Origin of the sequence: Rhizobium ruizarguesonis, from assembly GCF_017357285.1 — a bacterium.
Lineage (GTDB): Bacteria > Pseudomonadota > Alphaproteobacteria > Rhizobiales > Rhizobiaceae > Rhizobium > Rhizobium ruizarguesonis.
This window is the reverse complement of the sequence record NZ_CP071678.1, coordinates 20,879-43,382: the sequence shown is the minus strand read 5'-3', so window position 1 is coordinate 43,382 and position 22,504 is coordinate 20,879. Positions and strand designations below refer to the sequence as shown.

The window sequence follows — 22,504 nt, the reverse complement described above, 5'->3', positions numbered from 1 at the left end:
TTTTAGGAATTGACGCGGCGCAGCGTCAGATTGATGCGGCCACCATTCTTCAGCAGCGTCGACGTCGCCGGATGAATGCGGTCGACGCCATGGAAACACAGCCTCCCCTCGCCGCCCAGCACGACCAGATCGCCGCTCGAAAGCTTGAAAGATAGCGTACGATCATTGCGATTGAGGCCGCCGACGCGAAAGAGGCAGCTATTGCCGAGCGAGATCGAGACCACTGGGGCCTGCAGATCCTGTTCATCCTTGTCCTGATGCAGGCCCATGCGCGCTTCGTCGGAGTAGAGATTAACGAGGCAGGCTTCCGGCGGCTTGTCGTAACCTGAAACATCATTCCAGATATCGAGCAATTGCTGCGGCATATCAGGCCAGGGCCTGCCGGTTGCCGGATGCATCGGCTGGTAGCGATAGCCGCGTTCTTTGTCCGTCACCCAGCCGAGCGGCCCGCAATTGGTCATGCGCACGGACATCGGCTTGCCGGTGCCCGGCATGGCGGGCACATAAAGCGGCGCTTCGGCGACGACAATGCGGATAATCTCGACCAATGCCTCCTGACGCGCACGGTCGAGATAACCGGGAAGATGGCGAATGCCGTTCAAGAGCTCCGGCATGTCATTCACTGCCACCGCCGGGGCGGCCGCGCATTTTCTTGACTTCGGAGCGACCGGATTTTTCTTTCAGGCGGCGTTCGACCGAACCCTTGGTCGGCTTGGTCTTCTTGCGCGGCGGCGGCGGCGGCTTGGCAGCCTCCAGGATCAGTTCCTTCAGCCGCTCGCGCGCATCCTCGCGGTTGCGGTCCTGGCTGCGAAACCGGCTCGCCTCTATCATCAACACGCCTTCCTTCGACAAACGCCGGCCGGCGAGCTTGATCGCATTGGTTTTGACACGATCATTCAGGGACGGCGAATTCTGGATGTTGAAGAATAGCTGGACGGCGGTCGAGACCTTGTTGACATTCTGCCCGCCGGGGCCGCCCGCCAGAACGAACTGTTCCGTCAGCTCCCATCCCGCGATGGTGATCCTGTCATCGATATAGAGAGCGTCGCTGGCCATGCGGCGTTCTATCTCACATCAGCGGCGAATTGAAAATATCGGCCGTCATCAAGAAAAACCCGGCATCCTGCGATGCCGGGTTTCACGTGAGTCAGAGATTGGAGCATTCCATTCTTCTTGGAAGTACGGATCGCTCGCGCTTTTTGTTTTCACGCAATTCCAGACGCAAAACCGCTGCGCAGTTTTGCTGGAATTGCCTGTTCGCCTTATTCGGCGGCAACCTTCACGCCGGGGGCGGCATCGCGGACGCCGCCATCGACATGATTTTCAAACTTGGCGAAGTTCGCGATGAACATCGAGACCAGCTTTTCGGCCTGCGCGTCATAGGCTGCCTTGTCGGTCCAGGTCGAGCGCGGATCGAGAATGCTGCCGTCGACGCCATCCACCGAAACCGGCACTGCGAAGCCGAAGTTGGTGTCAGCACGGAATTCGGCCTGTCCGAGTTCGCCGGTCAGGGCGGCGGTGAGAAGCGCGCGCGTCGCCTTGATCGGCATGCGCTTGCCGGTGCCGTAGGCGCCGCCGGTCCAGCCGGTATTGACAAGCCAGCATTGGACGCCATGACGGCCGATCAGCTCCTTGAGCAGATTGCCATATTCGGCCGGATGCCGCGGCATGAAGGGCGCGCCGAAGCAGGTGGAGAAGGTCGCTTCCGGCTCGACGACACCCTTTTCCGTGCCGGCCACCTTGGCGGTGTAGCCGGAGAGGAAGTGATACATCGCCTGATCAGGCGTCAACCGGGCGATTGGCGGCATGACGCCAAAGGCATCGGCGGTCAGCATGATGATCGTCTTCGGATGCCCGGCCCGGCCCGTTTCCGAAGCGTTCGGGATGAAATCCATCGGATAGGCGCAACGGGTGTTCTCGGTCAGCGACCCGTCGTTGAAATCTGGCTCGCGGCTTTCGTTCAGCACGACGTTTTCGAGCACGGTGCCGAAGCGCTGCGTCGTCGCATAGATTTCCGGCTCGGCTTCGGCCGAAAGGCGGATGGTCTTGGCGTAGCAGCCGCCTTCGAAGTTGAAGATGCCGTTTTCGCTCCAGCCGTGTTCGTCATCGCCGATCAGCGTCCGGGCCGGATCGGCCGAAAGCGTCGTCTTGCCCGTGCCGGAAAGGCCGAAGAAAACAGCCGCGTCACCGCCCGGGCCGACATTGGCCGAGCAGTGCATCGGCATCACGCCCTTGGCCGGCAGCAGGTAGTTGAGCACGGTGAAGACCGATTTCTTCATTTCACCGGCGTAGGAAGTGCCACCGATCAGGACAAGACCGTTGGTGAGATCGCAGGCGATCACCGTTTCCGAACGGCAGCCGTGGCGAGCCGGATCGGCCTTGAAGCTCGGCAGATCGATGATCGTCAGCTTCGGCACGAAGCTTGACAGCGCTGCGGTGTCGGGGCGGATCAGCAGATTGCGAATGAACAGCGAATGCCAGGCGAATTCGGTCACGACGCGGGTCGGCAGGGCATGACCTTCCTCCGCGCCACCGACGAGGTCCTGGACGAAAAGCTCCTTGCCCGCGGCATGCGCCAGCATATCGTCGCGCAACAAGGCGAAATGTTCCGGCGAGATCGGCTTGTTGTTGTCCCACCAGATTTCGCCATCGGTATTGATATCGCGAACGACGAACTTGTCGCGCGGCGAACGGCCCGTGTGCTGGCCGGTGAGAGCCCGCAGCGCACCCTGAGCGGTCAGTTCGGCTTCACCCCGGCGGATCGCTTCTTCATAGAGCGCGGCGGCGGAAAAGTTGTAGCGAACGCTGGCCGCGCCGCCTAATCCAACCGTTGCCAGCTCTATTGCCGGGTTATGAACTCCGAACATTTCCATGGCTAGTTCCCTTCGCTCAGGCTCGTTGCCGTTAACACTGAGCGCGAAAATACGGGCAGAAATTTTAAAACACAAGACGGAAAACTTGAGAAAGTGCAGTGATATCAAATAATTAATCGATTTAAATTTATCCGCTCAATTTTAAATCGTTTGAAAAGGCTGCGTTTAAACATTTCGACGCACTACTTAAGATTGATGGCGAATTTTACGACAATCATCCCCTTTATCTTTGCCACAATTTGTTCCACCTTTATCCTCCATAAGCGCATCCGGTCACTGAGACCGCCTGGGGAGACCAAAATCCGGGAGAATGCGCACTGATGACGGAGACCAACACCATGCCGACAATCGCGCTCGTTGATGACGACCGCAACATCCTTACCTCGGTGTCGATCGCACTGGAGGCCGAAGGATATAAGGTCGAGACGTATACGGACGGTGCCTCAGCGCTCGACGGCCTTCTGGCGCGACCGCCGCAGCTGGCGATCTTCGACATCAAGATGCCGCGTATGGATGGCATGGAACTGCTGCGCCGCCTGCGGCAGAAGTCGGATATTCCCGTCATCTTCCTCACCTCCAAAGATGAAGAGATCGACGAGCTCTTCGGCTTGAAGATGGGCGCCGACGATTTCATCACCAAGCCTTTTTCGCAGCGTTTGCTGGTGGAGCGCGTGCGCGCCGTCCTGCGCCGCGCGTCAAGCCGTGAAGCCGCCGCCGCCGGCACCAGCCCCACTGGCGCGCCGAAGACCGGCGCGGTGCAGCAGGCCCGCTCGCTGGAGCGCGGTCAGCTGGTCATGGACCAGGAACGCCATACCTGTACCTGGAAGGGTGAGGCCGTGACGCTGACGGTGACCGAGTTCTTGATCCTGCATTCGCTGGCGCAGCGCCCCGGCGTCGTCAAGAGCCGCGACGCGCTAATGGACGCAGCCTATGACGAGCAAGTCTATGTCGACGACCGAACCATCGACAGCCACATCAAGCGGCTGCGCAAGAAATTCAAGATGGTCGACACCGACTTTGATATGATTGAAACACTCTACGGAGTGGGATACCGCTTCCGCGAAGCAGCTTAGGCCCCGAGCGGCGCAGCGCAATTGCATAATTCCTTAAATCGGATTTCGATTTAAGGAGAAATTATGCAGCAGTTAAAATGTTGCAGCGTCCTTTGCGCGTCTGAAAAGACGCGCGGCGCTGTCGGAAATGTTGAGGGCAGCGGCCGGTCCATCCGGCCTCCGCCCTTCGAAAGGGCCTGTCATTGGCACAGTTGGTGCAGGAAAGGGATCTGGACGACGCGGAGGGCGTGAGCACCCGTCGCGTCCGAGGCCGCCGTTGGTCGCATCCCTTCACGCTGATCCGCCGGATCTTCGGCAATGCCGTCTTTTCGAGCCTGACGCGTCGCATCCTGTTCTTCAATCTCGTCGCACTGGTGGTGCTCGTCGGCGGCATCCTCTATCTCAACCAGTTTCGCGAGGGATTGATCGACGCCCGCGCCGAAAGCCTGTTGACGCAGGGCGAGATCATCGCCGGCGCCATTTCGGCCTCCGCGTCGGTCGATACCAACTCGATCACCATCGATCCGCAGAAGCTGCTCGAGCTACAGGCCGGCCAGAGCATCACCCCGGTGCCGAACGACGAGGACCTCGAATTTCCGATCGATCCTGAAAAGGTCGCGCCGGTGCTGCGCCGGCTGATCTCTCCGACGCGCACACGCGCCCGCATCTTCGATGCCGACGCCAATCTGCTGCTCGATTCGCGCCATCTCTATTCGCGCGGCCAGGTGCTGCGCTTTGACCTGCCGCCTGTTGAAGAGGAGAAACAGACCTGGAGCGAGTGGTTCGCCACTCTGTTCAACAAGGCACTGCAGCCCGGCAATCTGCCGCTCTACAAGGAAGCGCCGGGCGGTGATGGCTCGATCTATCCCGAAGTGATGAACGCACTGACCGGCGTGCGCGGTGCGGTCGTGCGCACCACCGAGAAAGGCGAACTCATCGTTTCCGTCGCCGTGCCGATCCAGCGTTTCCGCGCCGTGCTCGGGGTGCTGCTCCTGTCGACGCAGGCGGGCGACATCGACAATATCGTTCATGCCGAGCGGCTTGCCATCATGCGCGTCTTCGGCGTCGCGACACTCGTCAACGTGCTGCTTTCGCTGGTGCTTTCATCGACGATCGCCAATCCGCTGCGCCGCCTTTCGGCGGCTGCCATCCGTGTCCGGCGCGGGGCCAAGGCGCGTGAAGAGATCCCCGACTTCTCCGCCCGCCAGGATGAAATCGGTAATCTTTCCATCGCATTGCGGGAGATGACGACGGCGCTCTACGACCGCATCGATGCGATCGAGAGTTTCGCGGCCGATGTCAGCCACGAGCTCAAGAATCCGCTGACCTCGCTGCGCAGCGCCGTCGAAACGCTGCCGCTTGCCAAATCCGACGATTCCAAGAAACGGTTGATGGACGTCATCCAGCATGACGTCCGCCGCCTCGACCGGCTGATCAGCGATATCTCCGACGCTTCGCGCCTTGATGCCGAACTCGCACGCGTCGATGCCGGCTCGGTCGACATGGAGGTGCTGCTGCGCGACCTCATCGAGGTGTCACGCCAGGTCAGGAGCAGCAAGAAGCAGGTGCAGATCGAATATGCCGTCGAACGCAAACCGAACGTCAAGACGCGCTTTGTCGTCAACGGCCACGATCTGCGCATCGGCCAGATCATCGCCAACCTGATCGAGAATGCCCGCTCTTTCGTGCCGGAAAAGGGCGGCAAGATTACCGTGCGGCTGGTGCGGACACGTTCGCGCTGCGTCACCACGATCGAAGACAACGGTCCCGGCATCCAGGCGGAAAATATCGACCGCATCTTCGAGCGCTTCTATACGGACCGGCCGGAGGCGGAAGGCTTCGGCCAGAATTCGGGGCTCGGCCTTTCGATCAGCCGGCAGATCGCCGAAGCGCATGGCGGTTCGCTGAGAGCCGAAAACATCATTGATGCCGAAGGCGGGCACGTGCTCGGCGCGCGCTTCATCCTCTCTTTGCCAGTCGGCACCGCAGCATGACCGAGGCAGGTTTCAACATCCATGCGACCGCGATCGTCGTCGGCAAGACGGGACTGCTGTTCAGCGGGCCTTCCGGCTGGGGCAAATCGATGCTGGCCTTCACCTGCATGACGGAGGCGCGCCGCCTCGGATTGTTCACGGCACTGGTCGCCGACGACCAGGTCTTTTTGTCGGAAGAGGCCGGCGCGGTCATCGCCGCATGCCCGCCGTCGATCGCCGGACTGATCGAGCTTCGCGGCACCGGCATTGTTCATCAGGACCATGTTCCCCAGGCGGTCATGCATTATGCCGTGCTTCCGGGCAGCGCTTCCGGTGAAAACCGGGTGCCCCCTGAAGGCGAAATCGTCAGCCTTGCCACTGGATTTTCGCTTCCCGCATTGCGGTTGCTCACGGGCGTTTCCTCACCCCTTGCTATCTTGATGGCAAAAGTGCCGGATATCGGGCGCTAAGGCCTTCCGGATTGGTCAATCTGCCTTATATATTCGCATTTTTATCTTGCACTTCGGCTTTTCATAGCCAAGATGTGCCCCCACCGGTGGACGTAATTGCTGCATTGCGATATTGGGTCCACCGTTTGCGTCTATGGGAGCAGTAATATCATGATCGGACTTGTGCTTGTCACTCATGGCAAGCTGGCTGAAGAGTTTCGTCATGCTGTCGAGCACGTCGTCGGTCCTCAGAAATTCATCGAGACGGTCTGTATTGGCCCCGAAGACGACATGGACCAGAGACGGCAGGACATTCTGGAAGCCGTTTCCGGTGCCGATGATGGCCATGGCGTCGTCATCCTGACCGACATGTTCGGCGGCACGCCGTCCAATCTTGCCATATCGGTCATGAGCAGCGGCCATACCGAAGTCATTGCCGGTGTCAACCTGCCGATGTTGATCAAGCTTGCCGGCGTGCGCGGCGAGAACAACATGGAGAAGGCGCTGGTGGAAGCTTCCGAAGCCGGGCGGAAATATATCAATGTCGCGAGCCGTGTGCTCAGCGGAAAATAACGAGCCTTCATGACATCGCTCTCCCGGGAACTCCTCATCATCAACAAGCGCGGTCTTCACGCGCGCGCTTCCGCCAAATTCGTGCAGATGGTCGAGACCTTTGATGCCGCCATCACCGTTTCCAAGGACGGGATGACGGTCGGCGGCACCTCCATCATGGGGCTGATGATGCTTGCGGCAAGCCCCGGCTCGAGCGTCATGGTCTCGGCGAGCGGCAGCCAGGCCGAGGAAGCGCTGGAGGCGCTGGATCAGCTGATCCAGAACAGGTTCGGCGAAGAAATGTGAGCCCGGCGAGCTCATATAAACATATAAAGACTTCTTTATATCCTTATTGCCATCCCGGGCGAAGCCTGCTAAACGGCGGACATGCCGTGCGCTAAAGCACGTCGCATCGAACTTGATTCATGCAATGCGCTTTAGCTCTTGTTGTTATGCATGTCGTTATCCCGGAACCGCTGCACACTTTCCGGCGAGATGCATGAGCACGCGGCTCATCCGTCGCGCGATCACCTTCGCGCCTGCGCCAATTTTGAGACGTTTTTCAGCCTGGAGGCCTCTATGAGCACTGAAAAAGATTATGTCGTCGCCGATATCGGGCTTGCGGATTTCGGCCGCAAGGAAATTACGATCGCCGAAACCGAAATGCCGGGGCTGATGTCCTGCCGCACCGAATTCGGCCAGACAAAGCCACTGAAGGGCGCGCGCATCACCGGCTCGCTGCACATGACCATCCAGACGGCCGTGCTCATCGAAACGCTGGTCGCGCTTGGCGCCGAAGTCCGCTGGGCCTCGTGCAACATCTTCTCGACGCAGGATCATGCCGCTGCCGCGATCGCCGCTTCCGGCGTACCTGTCTTCGCCATCAAGGGCGAGTCGCTCGAAGATTACTGGGTCTACACCGACAAGATCTTCCAGTGGGCCGATGGCGGCCTTTCCAACATGATCCTCGATGACGGCGGCGACGCCACCATGTACATCCTGCTTGGCGCCCGCGCCGAAGCCGGCGAGGACGTGCTATCTCACCCGCATTCCGAAGAAGAGGAAATCCTCTTCGCGCAGATCAAGAAGCGCCTTGCCGCTTCGCCTGGCTGGTTCACCAAGCAGCGCGACGCGATCAAGGGCGTCACCGAGGAAACGACGACCGGCGTCAACCGCCTTTACCAGCTTAGCCAGAAGGGCCTGCTGCCCTTCCCGGCGATCAACGTCAACGACTCGGTCACCAAGTCGAAGTTCGACAACAAGTATGGCTGCAAGGAATCGCTGGTCGACGGTATCCGCCGCGGCACCGACGTCATGATGGCCGGCAAGGTTGCCGTCGTCTGCGGCTATGGCGACGTCGGCAAGGGTTCTGCCGCTTCGCTTTCCGGCGCCGGCGCCCGCGTCAAGGTGACCGAAGCCGATCCGATCTGCGCATTGCAGGCTGCGATGGATGGTTATGAAGTCGTTCTGCTCGAGGACGTCGTTTCCTCTGCCGATATCTTCATCACCACCACGGGCAACAAGGACGTCATCCGCATCGACCACATGCGCGCGATGAAGGATATGGCGATCGTTGGGAATATCGGTCACTTCGACAACGAAATCGAAGTCGCTGCATTGCGCAATCTCAAATGGACCAACGTCAAGCCGCAGGTCGACCTGATCGAATTTCCCAAGGGCAACCGCATCATCCTTCTTTCCGAAGGCCGTCTGCTCAACCTCGGCAACGCCACCGGCCATCCATCCTTCGTGATGTCGGCTTCGTTCACCAATCAGACGCTGGCGCAGATCGAGCTCTTCACCAAGCCCGACCAGTATTCCAACCAGGTCTATATCCTGCCGAAGCATCTCGATGAAAAGGTCGCACGCCTGCATCTCGACAAGCTCGGCGTGAAGCTGACTGAGCTTTCTGAGGAACAGGCTGCCTATATCGGCGTCTCGCCGAAGGGCCCGTTCAAGTCAGACCACTACAGATATTGATCTGATCGTTAATATCCACAAGATGTAGAAGCCGCAGCATTGACAAATGCTGCGGCTTATTTTTTGGACGCTCCCTTCCCGCCGATTCCCTTCCGAAGTATTGTTTTAAGACTTGATTCGTGGCGCCGGACCCTGTCCGACCGCTGCGAAAATGGGATGTCTTGTCGTAATGCGGCACATTGAAGGACGGAGACATACCGCGGATGTCGGAAATGAAAAGCAGCCTGCCCGGTCAGGCGGATGATGGCGCTCGCGCCGATCGCCGCCCGCTCATGGCAGGCCAAGGATATAAATCTGCAACGGCACACGAGGCCACGAAGCAAGAGCACGGACTATTGGCGCGCTTCCTGAAAAGCTGCGCCGCCGGCACGGCGCTTGCCGCGCTGGCGCGGCCGGTTCTGGCCCAGGGGGAGCAGCAGGCGGCAGCCTCCGCCCACCTCTTCACATCCTCGCAGGTCGTCGGTGTTTCCGTCGTCATCGGCGTCATATCGGCAGCACTGCTGTCGACGCTGTGGCTCGTGCGCCAGCGCGGCAACCTGGAAAACGAGAGCCGGGAAATTCGCTCGGCACTCTCCGATGCCCAACAGCGCATTTCGCAATACCAGGCTCTGATCGCCGACAAAAACCGGCGGATCGTCATCTGGGACGGCAACGCGCGTCCCGAACTGCTCGGCCAACTTCCGCCTGAAACCGGCGCGCCGCAAGACGGCGAATTCCTGGCCTTCGGCCTATGGCTGAAATCACGCTCGGCTTCCGAGCTGGAAAAAGCGATCGATCGGCTGCGCGACGAGGCGCAGAGCTTCGACATGGTGGTCGAAACCATCCGCGACGAAATCCTCGAGGCGCAAGGCCGGGTTTCCGGCGGGCGTGCTTTCGTCCGTTTCGTCGCGCTCAACAATCTGCGCGCCGAGCTGGCAGAACTCAGGATCGAGCGCGACCGGCTGATGACCTCGATCTCGGCCTTCCAGACCATGCTCGACGCGATCGACATGCCGGCCTGGCAGCGCGACCCGGTGGGCCGCCTCACCTGGGTCAACCAGGCCTATGGCGAGGCGGTCGAGGCGCGATCGCCGCAGCAGGCGATCAATGAAGGTCGCGAGATGTTGACGACCGTGGCGCGCGAACGCATTCGCGCGACGACGATGCCGGAATCGCCCTTCCACGACAAGATTTCGACGGTCGTGCACGGCAACCGCACATTCTTCGACGTCGTCGACGTCAGGGTTCCCGGCGGCTCGGCCGGCATCGCGATCGATGTGTCCGACATAGAGGCGGTGCGCGCCGAGCTGGAACGGACGCTGAAGAGCCATGCCGAAACGCTCGATCATCTTGCCACGCCCGTTGCCATCTTCGACGGCGACCGCCGCCTGCAATTCTACAATCAGGCTTTCGTCGCGCTCTGGCAACTGGATATCGCCTTCCTCGAAGGCCGGCCTGACAATAGCGAGCTGCTCGAGCGGCTCCGGGCTGCCAAGAAGCTGCCGGACCAGCTCAACTGGAAAAGCTGGAAGGAAGCCGCGCTTTCCGTCTATCGCGCGCTCGACACGCAATCCGATCTCTGGCACCTGCCGAACGGGCAGACACTGCGCGTCTTCGCGACCGCACATCCGCAGGGTGGCGCCACCTGGGTGTTCGAGAACCTGACCGAGCAGGTCGATCTCGAAACGCGCTACAACACGCTGGTCAAGGTGCAGGGCGAAACGATCGACCACCTTTCCGAAGGTGTCGCGGTGTTCGGCCCTGACGGACGCATCCGCCTTTCGAACCCGGCCTTCCGGGCGCTCTGGGGGATCACCGAAACCGAAGCCAAGCCCGGCACTCATATCCGTGCGCTGGGCGAGGCCTGCGCGCCGTCCTATGACCGGCCGGACGGCTGGAAAGCCTTCGCGGAACTGATCACCAGCTTCGACGACGAACGCCGCTCGGGCCAGGGGACGCTGGAACTCTTCTCCGGCCTCGTGCTCGACTACGCCGTTATCCCGCTGCCGAACGCGCAGAGTATGCTGACCTTCGTCAACATGACGGACAGTGTGCGTGCCGAGCGCGCTCTGACCGAGAAGAACGAAGCGCTGCGCAAGGCCGACGAGCTGAAGAACGATTTCGTCCAGCATGTGTCCTACGAGCTGCGCTCACCGCTGACCAACATCATCGGCTTCACCGATCTCCTGCGCACGCCGGGCGTCGGGCCCTTGAGCGAACGGCAGGCTGAATATATCGACCATATCTCGACCTCGTCCTCCGTTCTCCTGACGCTCGTCAACGACATTCTCGACCTTGCGACCGTCGATGCCGGCATCATGCGCCTCAATTATGCGGATATCGATCTCAACGACCTGCTCGACGACGTCTCGATGCAGATCGCAGATCGCCTCCACGAAAGCGGCGTGGCGCTTGAAATCACTGCACCCGCCTATCTCGGCTCAATCGTTGCCGATCCACAGCGGCTGAAGCAGATCCTTCTGAAGCTTCTTTCCAATGCGGCGAATTTCTCGCCCGAAGGCACTTCGATCTCGCTGGAATGCCATCGCGAAGGCACGGATTTCGTTTTCTCCGTCAGCGATCGCGGCCCCGGCATCTCACCTGACATGATCGCGACCGTCTTCGACCGCTTTGCCACGGGGGCGAAAAGCGGCAAACGCGGCGGCGCCGGCCTCGGCCTCTCGATCGTCGACAGCTTTGTCAGCCTGCATCATGGCGACGTGACGATCGACAGCGAGCCCGGCAAGGGCACGACTGTCATCTGCCGTATCCCCTCGGTCAATGTACCGCATTCCGCCGCCGCCGAATGACGACCAGTGATGCGATCTCGCTGTTCCTGAAGGACGAGGCTGCCACCATCCGCCTCGGCGAAGACCTGGCGCTGGCCCTGAAGGCCGGCGATTGCCTCGCCCTTTCCGGCGACCTCGGCGCAGGGAAATCCTCGCTCGCCCGCGCGATCTTGCGCGCCATGGCCGATGACGAGGGACTCGAGGTCCCGAGCCCGACCTTCACGCTGGTGCAATCCTACGACCTGCGCATTGCCGTTTCGCATTTCGATCTCTACCGGCTCGGCGACCCCGCCGAACTGACGGAACTCGGCTTCGACGAGGCCCTGCAAAACGGTATCTGTCTCGTCGAGTGGCCCGAGATGGCCGAGAGCGAACTGCCCGTTCAGCGCATCGCGCTGACGCTGGAGCATGAAGGCAGCGGCCGACGAGCAACGATTATAGCCTCCGGCATGCAATTCTTGCGCATCCGGCGCATCCTGGCGATCCGCGATTTCCTTGATGATTCCGGTTACCCCGCAGCCAAACGCCGATTCCTGACCGGCGATGCCTCGCTGCGCGCCTATGAGGCAATCTATCCGAAGACCGAGAAACAGCGCATCATCTTGATGGACTGGCCGCCGCTCGCTGAAGGCCCGCCGGTTCTCGACGGCAAACCCTATCCCAAAGTCGCGCATCTTGCCGAAAACGCTTATCCCTTTGTGGCGATCGCCGATACCCTGCGTAAGGACGGTTTTGCGGCGCCCGAAGTCTACAAGGTGGATTATAACAAGGGTATCCTGCTGATCGAAGATCTCGGCAGCGAAGGCGTGCTGAATGCCCAGGGACAGCCTATTATCGAACGCTATCGCGAAAGCGTTGCCTGCCTGGCCAGGCTGCACGCCCTGAAATTTCCGCAGGACATCCCCGTTGGCAAGGGGCATGTCCACCATATTCCGGATTTCGACCGCACGGCGATGAAGATGGAGGTGCGGCTGGTGCTCGACTGGCACCTGCCCTGGAAGCGTCAGGGTGTGCCTGCAACGGAGGCCGAACGGGCGAAATATCTGGCGATCTGGGATGCGCTCATCGACGAGCTCGCAACGGCCGAGAAGAACCTGCTGCTGCGCGACTTCCATTCGCCAAACATCATCTGGCGCGAACATGAAAGCGGTATTCGCAAGATCGGCCTCATCGATTTCCAAGACGCGATGATTGGCCCCACGGCTTATGACCTTGCCTCGATCGTCCAGGATGCGCGCGTAACAATCGAGCCGGAGCTTTTCCGGCAGCTGATGGACGATTATCTGGCGCTTCGCCGCGCGCAGGGCGGTTTCGACGAAGCCGGGTTCATGAAGGCCTGGGCGATCATGTCGGCGCAGCGCAATTGCAAGCTTGCCGGTCTTTGGGTGCGCCTGTTGCAGCGCGACGGCAAGCCGGGCTATCTGAAACACATGCCGCGGACGCTTTCCTATTTGAACGTCGCGCTTGAGCATGAAACGCTTGCCCCCTTGCGCGATTGGTGCGCAAGGGCTGGAATAGGCCAGAGCGAATCATAAGTTTCGGATCAGAATGACCATCAGACAAGCCATGGTACTGGCCGCGGGGCTCGGAACCCGCATGCGCCCGATCACCGATACGATCCCGAAGCCGCTGGTGAAGATCGACGGCAAGCCGATGATCGACTACGCGCTGGATTCGCTGGTGGCGGCGGGCATCGAACGCGCCGTCGTCAACGTTCACCACCACGCCGACCAGATGCTCGATCATCTCGGGAACTACCGGGGCCTCGACATCGTCATATCAGACGAGCGGGACGCGCTGATGAATTCCGGCGGCGGGCTGGCGAAGGGGCTGAGGCTGCTTAGCCGCGACAATATCTTCGTCATGAATGCCGATCTCTTCTGGATCGGCGAACAGCCGGGGCGGCCGACGAATTTACAACGCTTAGCCGGATTCTTCGATGCCGAACGCATGGATATGGCGCTGCTTTGCGTTGGGATCGAGGATACGACGGGCCACAATGGCAAGAACGACTTCAGCCTCGCAACCGATGGCCGGCTGACGCGTTATCGCGACGATCCGTCCAATCCCGTCGTCTATGCCGGAGCGATCGTCATGAACCCGTCGTTGCTCGACGATGCACCGAAGGATGCCTTCAACCTCAATATCTATTTCGATAAGGCGATCGCGCACGGACGGCTTTTCGGCATGGTGCTCGAAGGCCATTGGCTGACGGTCGGCACGCCCGACGCGATCGGCGAGGCAGAGGAAACGATCCGGCGATTGCGGACGTTTGCGTGAGCCATGGTGGAGCGGCACCTGCCACGCATCCTGACGATCCCGGCGGGCCTCCCCTTCCTGAAAACGCTGGCGACGACGCTTTGCGACGGCCGATTGACGCCGATTTTCCGGCATGACGCCGATGATCCGCTATCGCTTGCCAAAGTAACGATCTACCTGCCGACCCGGCGTGCCGTGCGTGTGCTGCGGTCCGAATTCGTCGACCTGCTCGGCGGCCGCTCAGCGATCCTCCCAGTCATCCGCCCGCTCGGCGAAACCGATGACGATAGCGGCTATTTCGACGAGGCGCTGCCGGCAACGATCGATCTCGCCCAGCCACTGTCGAATACCGCCCGTCTGTTGGAGCTTGCGCGTCTGATCCTCGCCTGGCGAAACAAGCTGCCGGAGATCGTCCGCCACATTCATTCAGACTCGCCGCTGGTTGCTCCCGCAAGTCCGGCGGATGCGATCTGGCTCGCCCACAACCTTGCGGAGCTGATCGATTCCATCGAGACCGAGGATCTCGATTGGTCGGAACTGTCGAAACTCGACACCGGCGATTATGCCGCCTGGTGGCAGTTGACGGCGGAGTTCCTGCAGATCGCCAGCGCCTTCTGGCCCGAACGGCTGTCCGAACTCGGCAAATCCTCGCCGGCGCGGCACAGAAACGCCATTCTCCGGGCCGAAGCAAGCCGGCTTTCGGCGACGAAACCCGCTGGACCGATCATCATCGCCGGTTCGACTGGCTCCCTTCCCGCCACCGCCGATCTCATCGCCGCCGTCGCCAATCTGCCCGAAGGCGTGATCGTGCTTCCGGGTCTCGATCTCTCCATGTCCGAGCAGCACTGGCAAATGGTCGCGCCGGAACCGGCGCCAGGCCAACATACCAATCCCGCAAGCCGAAGCCATCCGCAGTTTGGCCTGTCGTCGCTGCTCAAGCGGCTGAAGCTGGCGCGTGACGACGTCGCGCTCCTCGACACATCGGGAGCCGATCTTGACCGGCGCGCCGAAATCCTGTCTCGGGCCCTCGCCCCGGCGGAGGCGACCAGTGATTGGGGGGCCTGGAAGAGCGATCTGCCGGGGGGCGCCCTGTCTTCAGCCTTCGCCGATGTTTCGTTGATCGAAGCCGCCAACGAGCGCGAGGAAGCAACCGCGATTGCGATCGCGCTCCGGCTGGCACTGGAGAGGCCGGGACAGGACGGCGAGAGCCGGGCAGCACTCATCACCCCGGACCGCAATCTCGCCCGGCGGGTCATGGCCGAGCTTTCCCGCTTCGGCATCCTCGCCGATGATTCGGCGGGTACACCGCTTGCGGCCATGCCGCAAGGCACCTTGCTGCAATTGCTGCTCGAGGCAGCGCTGCGACCGGGCGATCCGGTAGCGATCGTCTCTTTGCTCAAACATCCGCTTGCCCGCTTCGGCCTGGAACGCGACGCACTGATTTCCGCTACCGAAGTCCTGGAGCTGCTGGCGCTGCGCGGCGGCGTGGTCGAGGTGGACATCAGCACGCTCGAGCCGCTGCTCACTCACCAACTTGCCGAACAGGCGCTGGACAGGCACGCGCCGCAATGGCGAAAGGCGCTTTCGCCCGATGCAGCCGGCGCCGCATACGACCTTGCCCGGCGGGTCGCACAGGCGACCGAGCCGCTGGCTTCGGCGCTGATGCGGCACCGGCCGGAAGATCGCGGAAGAACAGTGCGCTTCACATTGTCCGAATGGGCCGAGCGCACCGGCCGTTCGCTGGAAGCGGTCGCGGTCGATCCGCACGGCAATCTCGCCGATCTCTGGTCGAATGAAGCGGGAGATGCACTCGCCGCCCTGCTCAGTGAAGTGATCGACACGGACGGCCAGATGGAGGCCGACGGACCGCAATGGATCGACATCATGGCCGCACTTGCCGCCGGTCATGCGGTGAAGCCACGAGCGCTCAGCCATCCCAGGCTCTTCATCTTCGGCACGCTGGAAGCCCGCCTGCAGAGCGTCGATACGCTGATTCTCGGCGGACTGAACGAGGGCACCTGGCCAGGGCAGACCGCCAATAATCCCTTCATTCCGCGCATGATGAAGACGGAGATCGGCCTCGAGCCGCCGGAACGGCGCATCGGCCAGCTGGCGCATGATTTCGAGATGGCGAACGGCACGCGCCATCTGATCTATTCGCGCGCACTGCGCCAGGGCTCAACCCCGACTGTCGCCTCGCGTTGGCTGCAGCGGCTGCTGGCGCTCGGCGGAGAAGCGTTCGAAGCGGAATTGAAGGGACGCGGCAACCGGTTTCTGCAGTGGGCCGGTCTCATCGATCGGGGAGATGGGCAGACGCCGGCGCAGCGACCCTCGCCGAAACCGCCGCTGGCACTGCAGCCGAAATCCTATTCCTTCAGCGAAGTCGGCCGGCTGCGCCGTGATCCCTATGCCATCTATGCCCGCCGTGTCCTGCGGCTTGACCCGGTCGACGCGTTCAACCGCGATCCAGGGGCGGCCGAACGCGGAACGCTCTACCACAAGATCATCGACCGGTTTATCCGCGAGGCTCACATCGCCGGGACGCCTGATGCGGCAGCGGCGATGGAGCGCATCCTTTCTGATCTTTTCGACCTTGAGCGGCTGCCACCGCATATCGATGCCGTGTGGCGACCGCGCTTTCGCGAGGTGGCCCGCGCCTTCCTCGAATGGGAGGCCGGACGGCGACATGGCATCCTGAAGACGCTGACGGAAGTACGGGGCGGCATGGAGCTGGAGCCGATCAATATCCGGCTCACTGGCGTCGCAGACCGGATTGACATAACAGGACCAAACTCAGCAGACATCATCGACTACAAGACCGGCTACAATCCCTCGCCGGCGCAGGCGCGTGTGCTTCTCGATCCGCAGCTTGCGCTCGAAGCGGCAGCCTTGAGTGCCGGCGCCTTCCGCGATGCCGGCAGCCTGGTGCCGCAGGATCTTCTCTATGTGCGTCTGCGACCCGGGAGCCGCTTCCAAGTCGATACCGTCAACAACGAGAGCTCTGCCCGCAGCGACAAGGCGAAATCGGCGATGGATCTCGCCGCCGAATCGATCGACCAGCTGGTCAAGTTCGTAGGATTGCTGCAATCCAACGAAAGGGGCTTTACCTCGCGGCTGATCCCGGCCCAGCAATTCGATTTCGGCGGCGACTACGATCATCTTGCCCGCGTCTCCGAATGGTCGACGGCCGAAACGGAAGAGGGCGGTGATGAGTGATGTGACCGCCCTTCCCAACGATGACGATCCGGGCGCCTGGATCGGCTGGACGACGATCCAGCAGGCGATTGCCTCCGATCCGCTACGTTCGGCATGGGTCTCGGCCAATGCCGGTTCCGGCAAGACGCATGTGCTGACGCAGCGCGTTATCCGGCTGCTGCTATCAGGTGCGCGGCCTTCCGCCATTTTATGCCTCACCTATACCAAGGCTGCCGCCTCCGAAATGTCGAACCGCGTCTTCGAACGGCTGGCGGAGTGGGTGGTGCTTGACGATGGAGACCTCAGCCGGCGGATCACGCAGATCGAGGGTACGGCTCCCGACGGACTGAAGCTTGCCGAGGCCCGCCGGCTGTTTGCGAAGGCGCTGGAGACACCCGGCGGGCTGAAAATCCAGACGATCCATGCCTTCTGCGAGGCGCTGCTGCATCAGTTCCCGCTGGAGGCCAACGTTGCCGGACATTTCTCGGTTCTCGACGATCGCGCGGCGGTGGCGCTGCTTTCCGATGCCCGCCGGGCGCTGCTGACGGCAACCGCACCTGACGAGGACAGCGCTCTTGCCGAGGCATTCGCCTACGTGCTCAATCTCGGCGACGAATCCGGGCTGGAGAACCTGCTCGGCGACATCGTCGCCAACCGCAACGCCATTCGTCGTTTTACGGCGACGGCCGAACAGCAGGGCGGTGTGGAGAAGGTCCTGCGCAAGAGGCTTGGCCTTGCCGCTGGCGACACGGAAAGCCGGATCGCGGCGCAATATTGGCCTTTGCCGGAGCTTTCAGGCGGTACGCTGGAGCTTTATCTCTCGCTGGCCGACCAGAAGGGCGGCACGAAGGCGCAGGAGGTTGCCTACGGCCTCAGGCTCGCCGGGCGGGAGCCCGATGACGCAAGGCGCGCGCAATTTCTCGAGAAAATCTTTCTGACCGTGAAGGGCGAGCCCAAGGCGGACTCGCAATTCTTCGTCAAGGCCATGCTTGCCGAGGCACCGCAGCTGGCGGACGCCATAGCCATAGCCCGCGCGCATGTCGCAGCAAGCCGCGACCGGCTGAAACTAATGCGGATGTACGGCGCCACGCAGGCAGCACTCGCGCTCGCCGATCGGCTGAATCACGACTATGAGGAGTTGAAGAAGCAGCGCAGCCAGCTCGATTTCGAGGACCTGATCACCCGCACCGCCGACCTGCTTATGAAAAGTGGCGTCGGTCCCTGGATCCACTACAAGCTCGATCGCGGCATCGACCATATCCTCGTCGACGAGGCGCAGGATACCAGCCCGATCCAGTGGAGTGTCATCCAGTCGCTCGCCGAGGATTTCTTCTCCGGAGAAAGCGCCCGACCGATCGTGCGCACGCTCTTTGCCGTCGGCGACGAAAAGCAGTCGATCTATTCCTTCCAGGGCGCGCGGCCAGAGCGTTTTTCCGAGGAAAGCGACCGAACGCGGCGGCGCGTGTCCGATAGCGGGCAGAGTTTTTCCTCCGTGCGGCTGCCACTGTCGTTCCGCTCGACCGCCGACGTGCTCGAGGCCGTCGACCATATTTTCAAGGCGCCCGACAACGCGCGCGGCCTCAGCGCGCTCGGCGAACCGGTCGTGCATCGTTCCAGCCGCATCGGACATCCCGGCGCCGTCGACCTCTGGGAGATGGTTGCGCCGGAAGCGGTGGTGAAGGAAGAGGACTGGACGGCGCCCTTCGACGCAACGCCGGAAAGCGCGCCGGTCGCAATCCTCGCGCGGCGGATCGCCCATTCGATCGGCACGCTCGTCGGGCGCGAGACGATCGTCGACAAAGGCAAGGAACGCCTGATCGAGGCCGGCGACATCCTGGTGCTGGTGCGCAAGCGCGACGCCTTCGTCAATGCGTTGACGCGGGCGTTGAAGCGCCGCGGCGATATTCCCGTCGCCGGCGCGGACAGGCTGGTGCTGACCAGCCATATCGCCGTGCAGGATCTGCTGGCGCTCGGCCGTTTTCTGCTTCTGCCGGAAGACGACCTTTCGCTCGCCGCCGTGCTCAAGAGCCCGCTTTTCGATCTCTCCGAGGACGACATCTTTGCGATTGCCGCGTTACGCGGCGACAATGAGAGCGTCTGGAGCCATCTGAAAAGCTTCGCCGCCGATGGCACCGAACGTTTTCGCGCTGCCGTCGAGAGGCTCGAGCTGTTTCTCCGGCAGTCCAGGAGCCTGTCGGTTCACGATTTCTATGCGCGCGTGCTGGGCAGTCATGGCGGGCGGCGGCAATTCCTTGCCCGTCTCGGCACCGAAGTCAGCGATATTCTCGACGAGTTCCTGACCTTCACGCTCGACCACGAAAGCTCCGGTCTTCCCGGGCTGCAATCCTTCATCTCGACGCTGGAGCTCGAGGCGCCCGTGGTGAAGCGCGAGCAGGACAAGGGACGCAATGAGGTGCGCATCATGACGGTGCATGCCTCCAAGGGTCTTGAGGCGCCGATCGTTTTCCTTGTCGACGGCGGTTCGAAGGCCTTTACGCATACGCATCTGCCGAAGCTTCGCCTGATCGAGACCGGTCCCGACGAGCCGCCGATGCCCGTCTGGGTTCCTGTCTCCGATCTCGCCAATTCGCTGACGCAGGACGATGCGGCGCGTATCCAGATGCTGGCGGAAGAAGAATATCGCCGGTTGCTCTATGTCGCCATGACGCGCGCGGCCGACCGGCTGGTCGTCTGCGGCTATCGTGGCGTGCGTGTGAACAATGACACCTGGCATATGATGATTTCGACGGCGCTGCGCGACGACCATCCGCATGTCGAGGCGACCACGTTCTCCGGTCCCGATGGGGAATGGCAAGGCATCAAATGGCGCGTGCCGCGAGTGGAACGAAGCTTTGAGCGTATCGACCGCAGCGAGGAGCGCGACAGCGAGGAGACCTTGCCGGATGGCCTTTTGCGGCCATTGCCGCCGCAGGCTGAGCTGCCGCGCCCGCTCAGCCCCTCCGGCGCCGGCACGATCATCGATGAAGACGAGGGCGGTTTGCTGGTCGTTTCGCCGCTGTTCGGCGAGAAGGAGCGCAGCGATCGTTCGCTGGAGAAGGGCAGGCTGATCCATCGCATGCTGCAGGCGCTTCCCGAAATTCCACTTGGCGAGCGGCCTGATGCGGCGAGCCGTTATGCCGAACGGGCGGCTCGATTCTGGCCGGAGGCCGAACGGCGCAAGCTTGTCGATTCGGTTCTGAAACTATTGGACGAAGAGGGTCTGCAGGCCGTCCTCGGTATTCAGGCCCAGCCCGAGGTCTCGATCATGGGAACATTGACGCTCGAAGACCGGCGCTATGCCGTCTCCGGCCGTATCGACCGGCTTGCCGTCCTTGCCGATCGCGTCGTCATTCTCGACTACAAGACCAATCGGGTGCCGCCGGCAACAGAGGAGGCCATCCCCTTCGCGCACCGGGCGCAGCTGGCGATCTATCGCGAGATCCTGGCGCCGCTCTATCCTGATAAGCGTATCGATTGCATGCTTGTCTATACCGAGAACGCTTCGCTCTACACGCTGAGCCAAAAGACGCTCGGTTTGGCGCTTGCAGCGGTCAAGACAAAGTGAAATACCGGACATTGAAAATTCGGCACCGCACCATCACATGTGGTTCAACACCCAATTCCGTTAAAGGAGCAGCCCATGGCTACCGTGAAAGTCGATATCAATAACTTCCAGTCGGAAGTTCTGGAATCCGCAGAACCCGTCGTCGTCGATTTCTGGGCTGAATGGTGCGGCCCGTGCAAGATGATTGCTCCGAGCCTCGAAGAGATCGCCGTCGAGATGGAAGGCAAGGTCAAGGTCGCCAAGCTGAATATCGATGAGAACCCGGAACTCGCCGCACAGTTCGGTGTGCGCTCCATTCCGACCCTCGCAATCTTCAAGGGCGGCGAAGTCGCCGATATTTCTGTCGGTGCGAAGCCAAAAACAGCTCTTTCGAACTGGATTTCGAGCGCTGCCTGATTGATATCTCTTAATTCATAGCACATTGACGAAAAAGCCCGGCTTCGACCGGGCTTTTTTCATTTTGCAGCCTTCATTTCGGGGGCGTGCCATTGTCGGAAAGCACGTCGCCGACGAGATAGAGAGAGCCGCCGACCAGGATGCGCGGCGGCAATGCCTCTGGATCGAGAACGGCTTTGATCGCTTCCAGCGCATCGCCGACCGTCGACATCGGTTCGGCAACCAGGCCGGCATCATAAGCGGCATTCGACAATATCACGGGGTCGATCATCGCTTCGCTGCCGCGGATCGGCACGCAGAAAACCTTCTCGACCAAGCCGGTAAAGGCCTTGAAATAGCCGACCGGATCCTTGGTATTGATCATGCCGGTAATCAGGAAAAGCGGCCGAGACTGGCGCTCCTCGAAATTGGCCATGGCTTCGGCGATCACTTCGCCGGCACCGGGATTATGTCCGCCATCGATCCAGATCTCGGCGCCGGCGGGCGCATGCGACAGCAGCCGGCCCTCGCTCAGACGCTGCAGCCGGCCCGGCCATTCGACCGAACTCATCGCCTTTTCCATCATCGTTTCGGTGACGGTGAAACCCGCCGCCTTGACAGCACGAATGGCGGCGGCGGCATTGGCATATTGATGGCGGCCAGGAAGGCGCGGCAGCGGCAGGTCAGCAAGACCGAACTCGTCCTGGTAAACAAGCCGGCCATATTCCTCATGCGCCATGAAATCCTGCCCGAAGACGGCGCTCGGGCAATGCAGCCGTTCGGCCGTCGACATCAGCACGTCAAGTGCTGCGTCATATTCCTGATGACCGATAACAACGGGAAATCCCGGCTTCATGATGCCGGCCTTTTCGGCCGCGATCAGCTCAACCCTGTCGCCGAGATAGGGCTGGTGATCCAGCGAGATCGGCATGATGACCGAAACGGCCGGATCGGAAATGACATTGGTCGCATCGAACCGGCCGCCGAGACCGACTTCGATGATCGCGGCATCGGCCGGATGTTCGGAAAACAGGATGAAGGTGACTGCCGTCAGGATTTCGAAGACGGTGATGTGCTGTCCTGCATTGGCATCGGCCACGCGACGCACGGCCTCGGCAAAGACGGCGTCATCCACAAGCTGTCCGCGTCCACCCTTGACGCCAATGCGATAACGCTCGTGCCAATTGACGAGATGCGGCGAGGTGTGGACATGAGCGCTGTAGCCACCGGCTTCGAGCAGGGCGCGGCAGAAGGCGGTGACCGATCCCTTGCCGTTGGTGCCGGCGACATGGATCACCGGCGGCAGTTTCCTGTGCGGATTGCCGAGCACATCGAGAAGACGGGTGATACGATCGAGAGACAGATCAAAACCCTTGGGATGCAATCCCATGAGCTTGTCGATCTCCTGCGCTGCCTCACTCACCGCGGTTTGGCCTCTGGGTATCAATTCGGCACCCCGCCTG

General features: G+C 61.5%; 16 protein-coding genes. 12 read left to right on the top strand and 4 right to left on the bottom strand.

Going from position 1 to position 22,504, the window contains the following annotated elements:
• Window positions 1-2: 2 nt before the first annotated feature.
• From J3P73_RS00200 to J3P73_RS00190, 3 genes are all read right to left on the bottom strand, one after another.
• Entirely contained in the window at window positions 3-614 is a 612-nt protein-coding gene (locus tag J3P73_RS00200) for an alpha-ketoglutarate-dependent dioxygenase AlkB family protein (RefSeq protein WP_018068897.1), read from the bottom strand.
• A gap of 1 nt (window position 615) precedes the next feature.
• The gene (gene arfB / locus J3P73_RS00195) at window positions 616-1,056 is read right to left on the bottom strand and encodes an alternative ribosome rescue aminoacyl-tRNA hydrolase ArfB (protein WP_018068898.1); all 441 of its coding nucleotides are present in this window, start codon (window positions 1,054-1,056) and stop codon (window positions 616-618) included.
• A gap of 206 nt (window positions 1,057-1,262) precedes the next feature.
• Complete coding sequence (locus tag J3P73_RS00190) at window positions 1,263-2,873, bottom strand: phosphoenolpyruvate carboxykinase (protein WP_018068899.1); 1,611 nt, start codon at window positions 2,871-2,873, stop codon at window positions 1,263-1,265.
• A gap of 338 nt (window positions 2,874-3,211) precedes the next feature.
• On the opposite strand from J3P73_RS00190, the gene J3P73_RS00185 reads away from it, so the two are divergent.
• From J3P73_RS00185 to trxA, 12 genes are all read left to right on the top strand, one after another.
• Window positions 3,212-3,946 carry a response regulator transcription factor gene (locus tag J3P73_RS00185; protein ID WP_003544146.1) on the top strand — a complete coding sequence of 245 codons (735 nt, stop codon included), beginning with the start codon at window positions 3,212-3,214 and terminating at the stop codon, window positions 3,944-3,946.
• A 182-nt stretch (window positions 3,947-4,128) separates the two neighbouring features.
• On the top strand, window positions 4,129-5,919 hold the full coding sequence (locus J3P73_RS00180; protein WP_018068900.1) for a sensor histidine kinase: 1,791 nt from the start codon (window positions 4,129-4,131) through the stop codon (window positions 5,917-5,919).
• A complete protein-coding gene (locus J3P73_RS00175) occupies window positions 5,916-6,368 on the top strand; it encodes an HPr kinase/phosphorylase (RefSeq protein ID WP_018068901.1) in 453 nt (150 codons plus the stop codon). The genes J3P73_RS00180 and J3P73_RS00175 overlap by 4 nt, the downstream gene beginning before the upstream one ends.
• Window positions 6,369-6,518: 150 nt before the next feature.
• On the top strand, window positions 6,519-6,920 hold the full coding sequence (locus J3P73_RS00170; RefSeq protein WP_003544139.1) for a PTS sugar transporter subunit IIA: 402 nt from the start codon (window positions 6,519-6,521) through the stop codon (window positions 6,918-6,920).
• 9 nt (window positions 6,921-6,929) lie between these two features.
• The gene (locus tag J3P73_RS00165) at window positions 6,930-7,205 is read left to right on the top strand and encodes an HPr family phosphocarrier protein (RefSeq protein WP_018481398.1); all 276 of its coding nucleotides are present in this window, start codon (window positions 6,930-6,932) and stop codon (window positions 7,203-7,205) included.
• A 273-nt stretch (window positions 7,206-7,478) separates the two neighbouring features.
• Entirely contained in the window at window positions 7,479-8,879 is a 1,401-nt protein-coding gene (ahcY, locus tag J3P73_RS00160; protein ID WP_011649859.1) for an adenosylhomocysteinase, read from the top strand.
• Window positions 8,880-9,082: 203 nt separating this feature from the next.
• Window positions 9,083-11,668, top strand: a complete 2,586-nt coding sequence (locus tag J3P73_RS00155) for a sensor histidine kinase (protein WP_130771983.1) — start codon at window positions 9,083-9,085, stop codon at window positions 11,666-11,668.
• Window positions 11,665-13,182 carry a tRNA (adenosine(37)-N6)-threonylcarbamoyltransferase complex ATPase subunit type 1 TsaE gene (gene tsaE / locus J3P73_RS00150; RefSeq protein ID WP_130771981.1) on the top strand — a complete coding sequence of 506 codons (1,518 nt, stop codon included), beginning with the start codon at window positions 11,665-11,667 and terminating at the stop codon, window positions 13,180-13,182. Before J3P73_RS00155 ends, tsaE begins: the two co-directional genes overlap by 4 nt.
• A 13-nt stretch (window positions 13,183-13,195) precedes the next feature.
• Entirely contained in the window at window positions 13,196-13,927 is a 732-nt protein-coding gene (locus J3P73_RS00145) for a nucleotidyltransferase family protein (protein WP_018068906.1), read from the top strand.
• A 3-nt stretch (window positions 13,928-13,930) separates the two neighbouring features.
• Window positions 13,931-17,122: a double-strand break repair protein AddB gene (gene addB / locus J3P73_RS00140; protein WP_130774104.1), complete on the top strand. Its 3,192-nt coding sequence runs from the start codon at window positions 13,931-13,933 to the stop codon at window positions 17,120-17,122.
• A complete protein-coding gene (gene addA / locus J3P73_RS00135) occupies window positions 17,115-20,666 on the top strand; it encodes a double-strand break repair helicase AddA (protein WP_130774103.1) in 3,552 nt (1,183 codons plus the stop codon). Before addB ends, addA begins: the two co-directional genes overlap by 8 nt.
• 75 nt (window positions 20,667-20,741) lie before the next feature.
• A complete protein-coding gene (gene trxA / locus J3P73_RS00130; protein WP_003544118.1) occupies window positions 20,742-21,062 on the top strand; it encodes a thioredoxin in 321 nt (106 codons plus the stop codon).
• Window positions 21,063-21,135: 73 nt separating this feature from the next.
• Here the strand turns inward: trxA and J3P73_RS00125 are convergent, their stop codons facing one another.
• Entirely contained in the window at window positions 21,136-22,488 is a 1,353-nt protein-coding gene (locus tag J3P73_RS00125) for a bifunctional folylpolyglutamate synthase/dihydrofolate synthase (protein WP_018068909.1), read from the bottom strand.
• Between the last annotated feature and the right edge of the window lie 16 nt (window positions 22,489-22,504).

Excerpts from the sequence above, each read along its gene's own strand:
- J3P73_RS00200 (WP_018068897.1), bottom strand. The coding sequence starts at position 614 with ATGCCGGAGCTCTTGAACGGCATTCGCCATCTTCCCGGTTATCTCGAC.
- arfB (WP_018068898.1), bottom strand. The coding sequence starts at position 1,056 with ATGGCCAGCGACGCTCTCTATATCGATGACAGGATCACCATCGCGGGA.
- J3P73_RS00190 (WP_018068899.1), bottom strand. The coding sequence starts at position 2,873 with ATGGAAATGTTCGGAGTTCATAACCCGGCAATAGAGCTGGCAACGGTT.
- J3P73_RS00185 (WP_003544146.1), top strand. The coding sequence starts at position 3,212 with ATGCCGACAATCGCGCTCGTTGATGACGACCGCAACATCCTTACCTCG.
- J3P73_RS00175 (WP_018068901.1), top strand. The coding sequence starts at position 5,916 with ATGACCGAGGCAGGTTTCAACATCCATGCGACCGCGATCGTCGTCGGC.
- J3P73_RS00170 (WP_003544139.1), top strand. The coding sequence starts at position 6,519 with ATGATCGGACTTGTGCTTGTCACTCATGGCAAGCTGGCTGAAGAGTTT.
- J3P73_RS00165 (WP_018481398.1), top strand. The coding sequence starts at position 6,930 with ATGACATCGCTCTCCCGGGAACTCCTCATCATCAACAAGCGCGGTCTT.
- ahcY (WP_011649859.1), top strand. The coding sequence starts at position 7,479 with ATGAGCACTGAAAAAGATTATGTCGTCGCCGATATCGGGCTTGCGGAT.
- J3P73_RS00155 (WP_130771983.1), top strand. The coding sequence starts at position 9,083 with ATGTCGGAAATGAAAAGCAGCCTGCCCGGTCAGGCGGATGATGGCGCT.
- tsaE (WP_130771981.1), top strand. The coding sequence starts at position 11,665 with ATGACGACCAGTGATGCGATCTCGCTGTTCCTGAAGGACGAGGCTGCC.
- J3P73_RS00145 (WP_018068906.1), top strand. The coding sequence starts at position 13,196 with ATGACCATCAGACAAGCCATGGTACTGGCCGCGGGGCTCGGAACCCGC.
- addB (WP_130774104.1), top strand. The coding sequence starts at position 13,931 with ATGGTGGAGCGGCACCTGCCACGCATCCTGACGATCCCGGCGGGCCTC.
- addA (WP_130774103.1), top strand. The coding sequence starts at position 17,115 with ATGAGTGATGTGACCGCCCTTCCCAACGATGACGATCCGGGCGCCTGG.
- trxA (WP_003544118.1), top strand. The coding sequence starts at position 20,742 with ATGGCTACCGTGAAAGTCGATATCAATAACTTCCAGTCGGAAGTTCTG.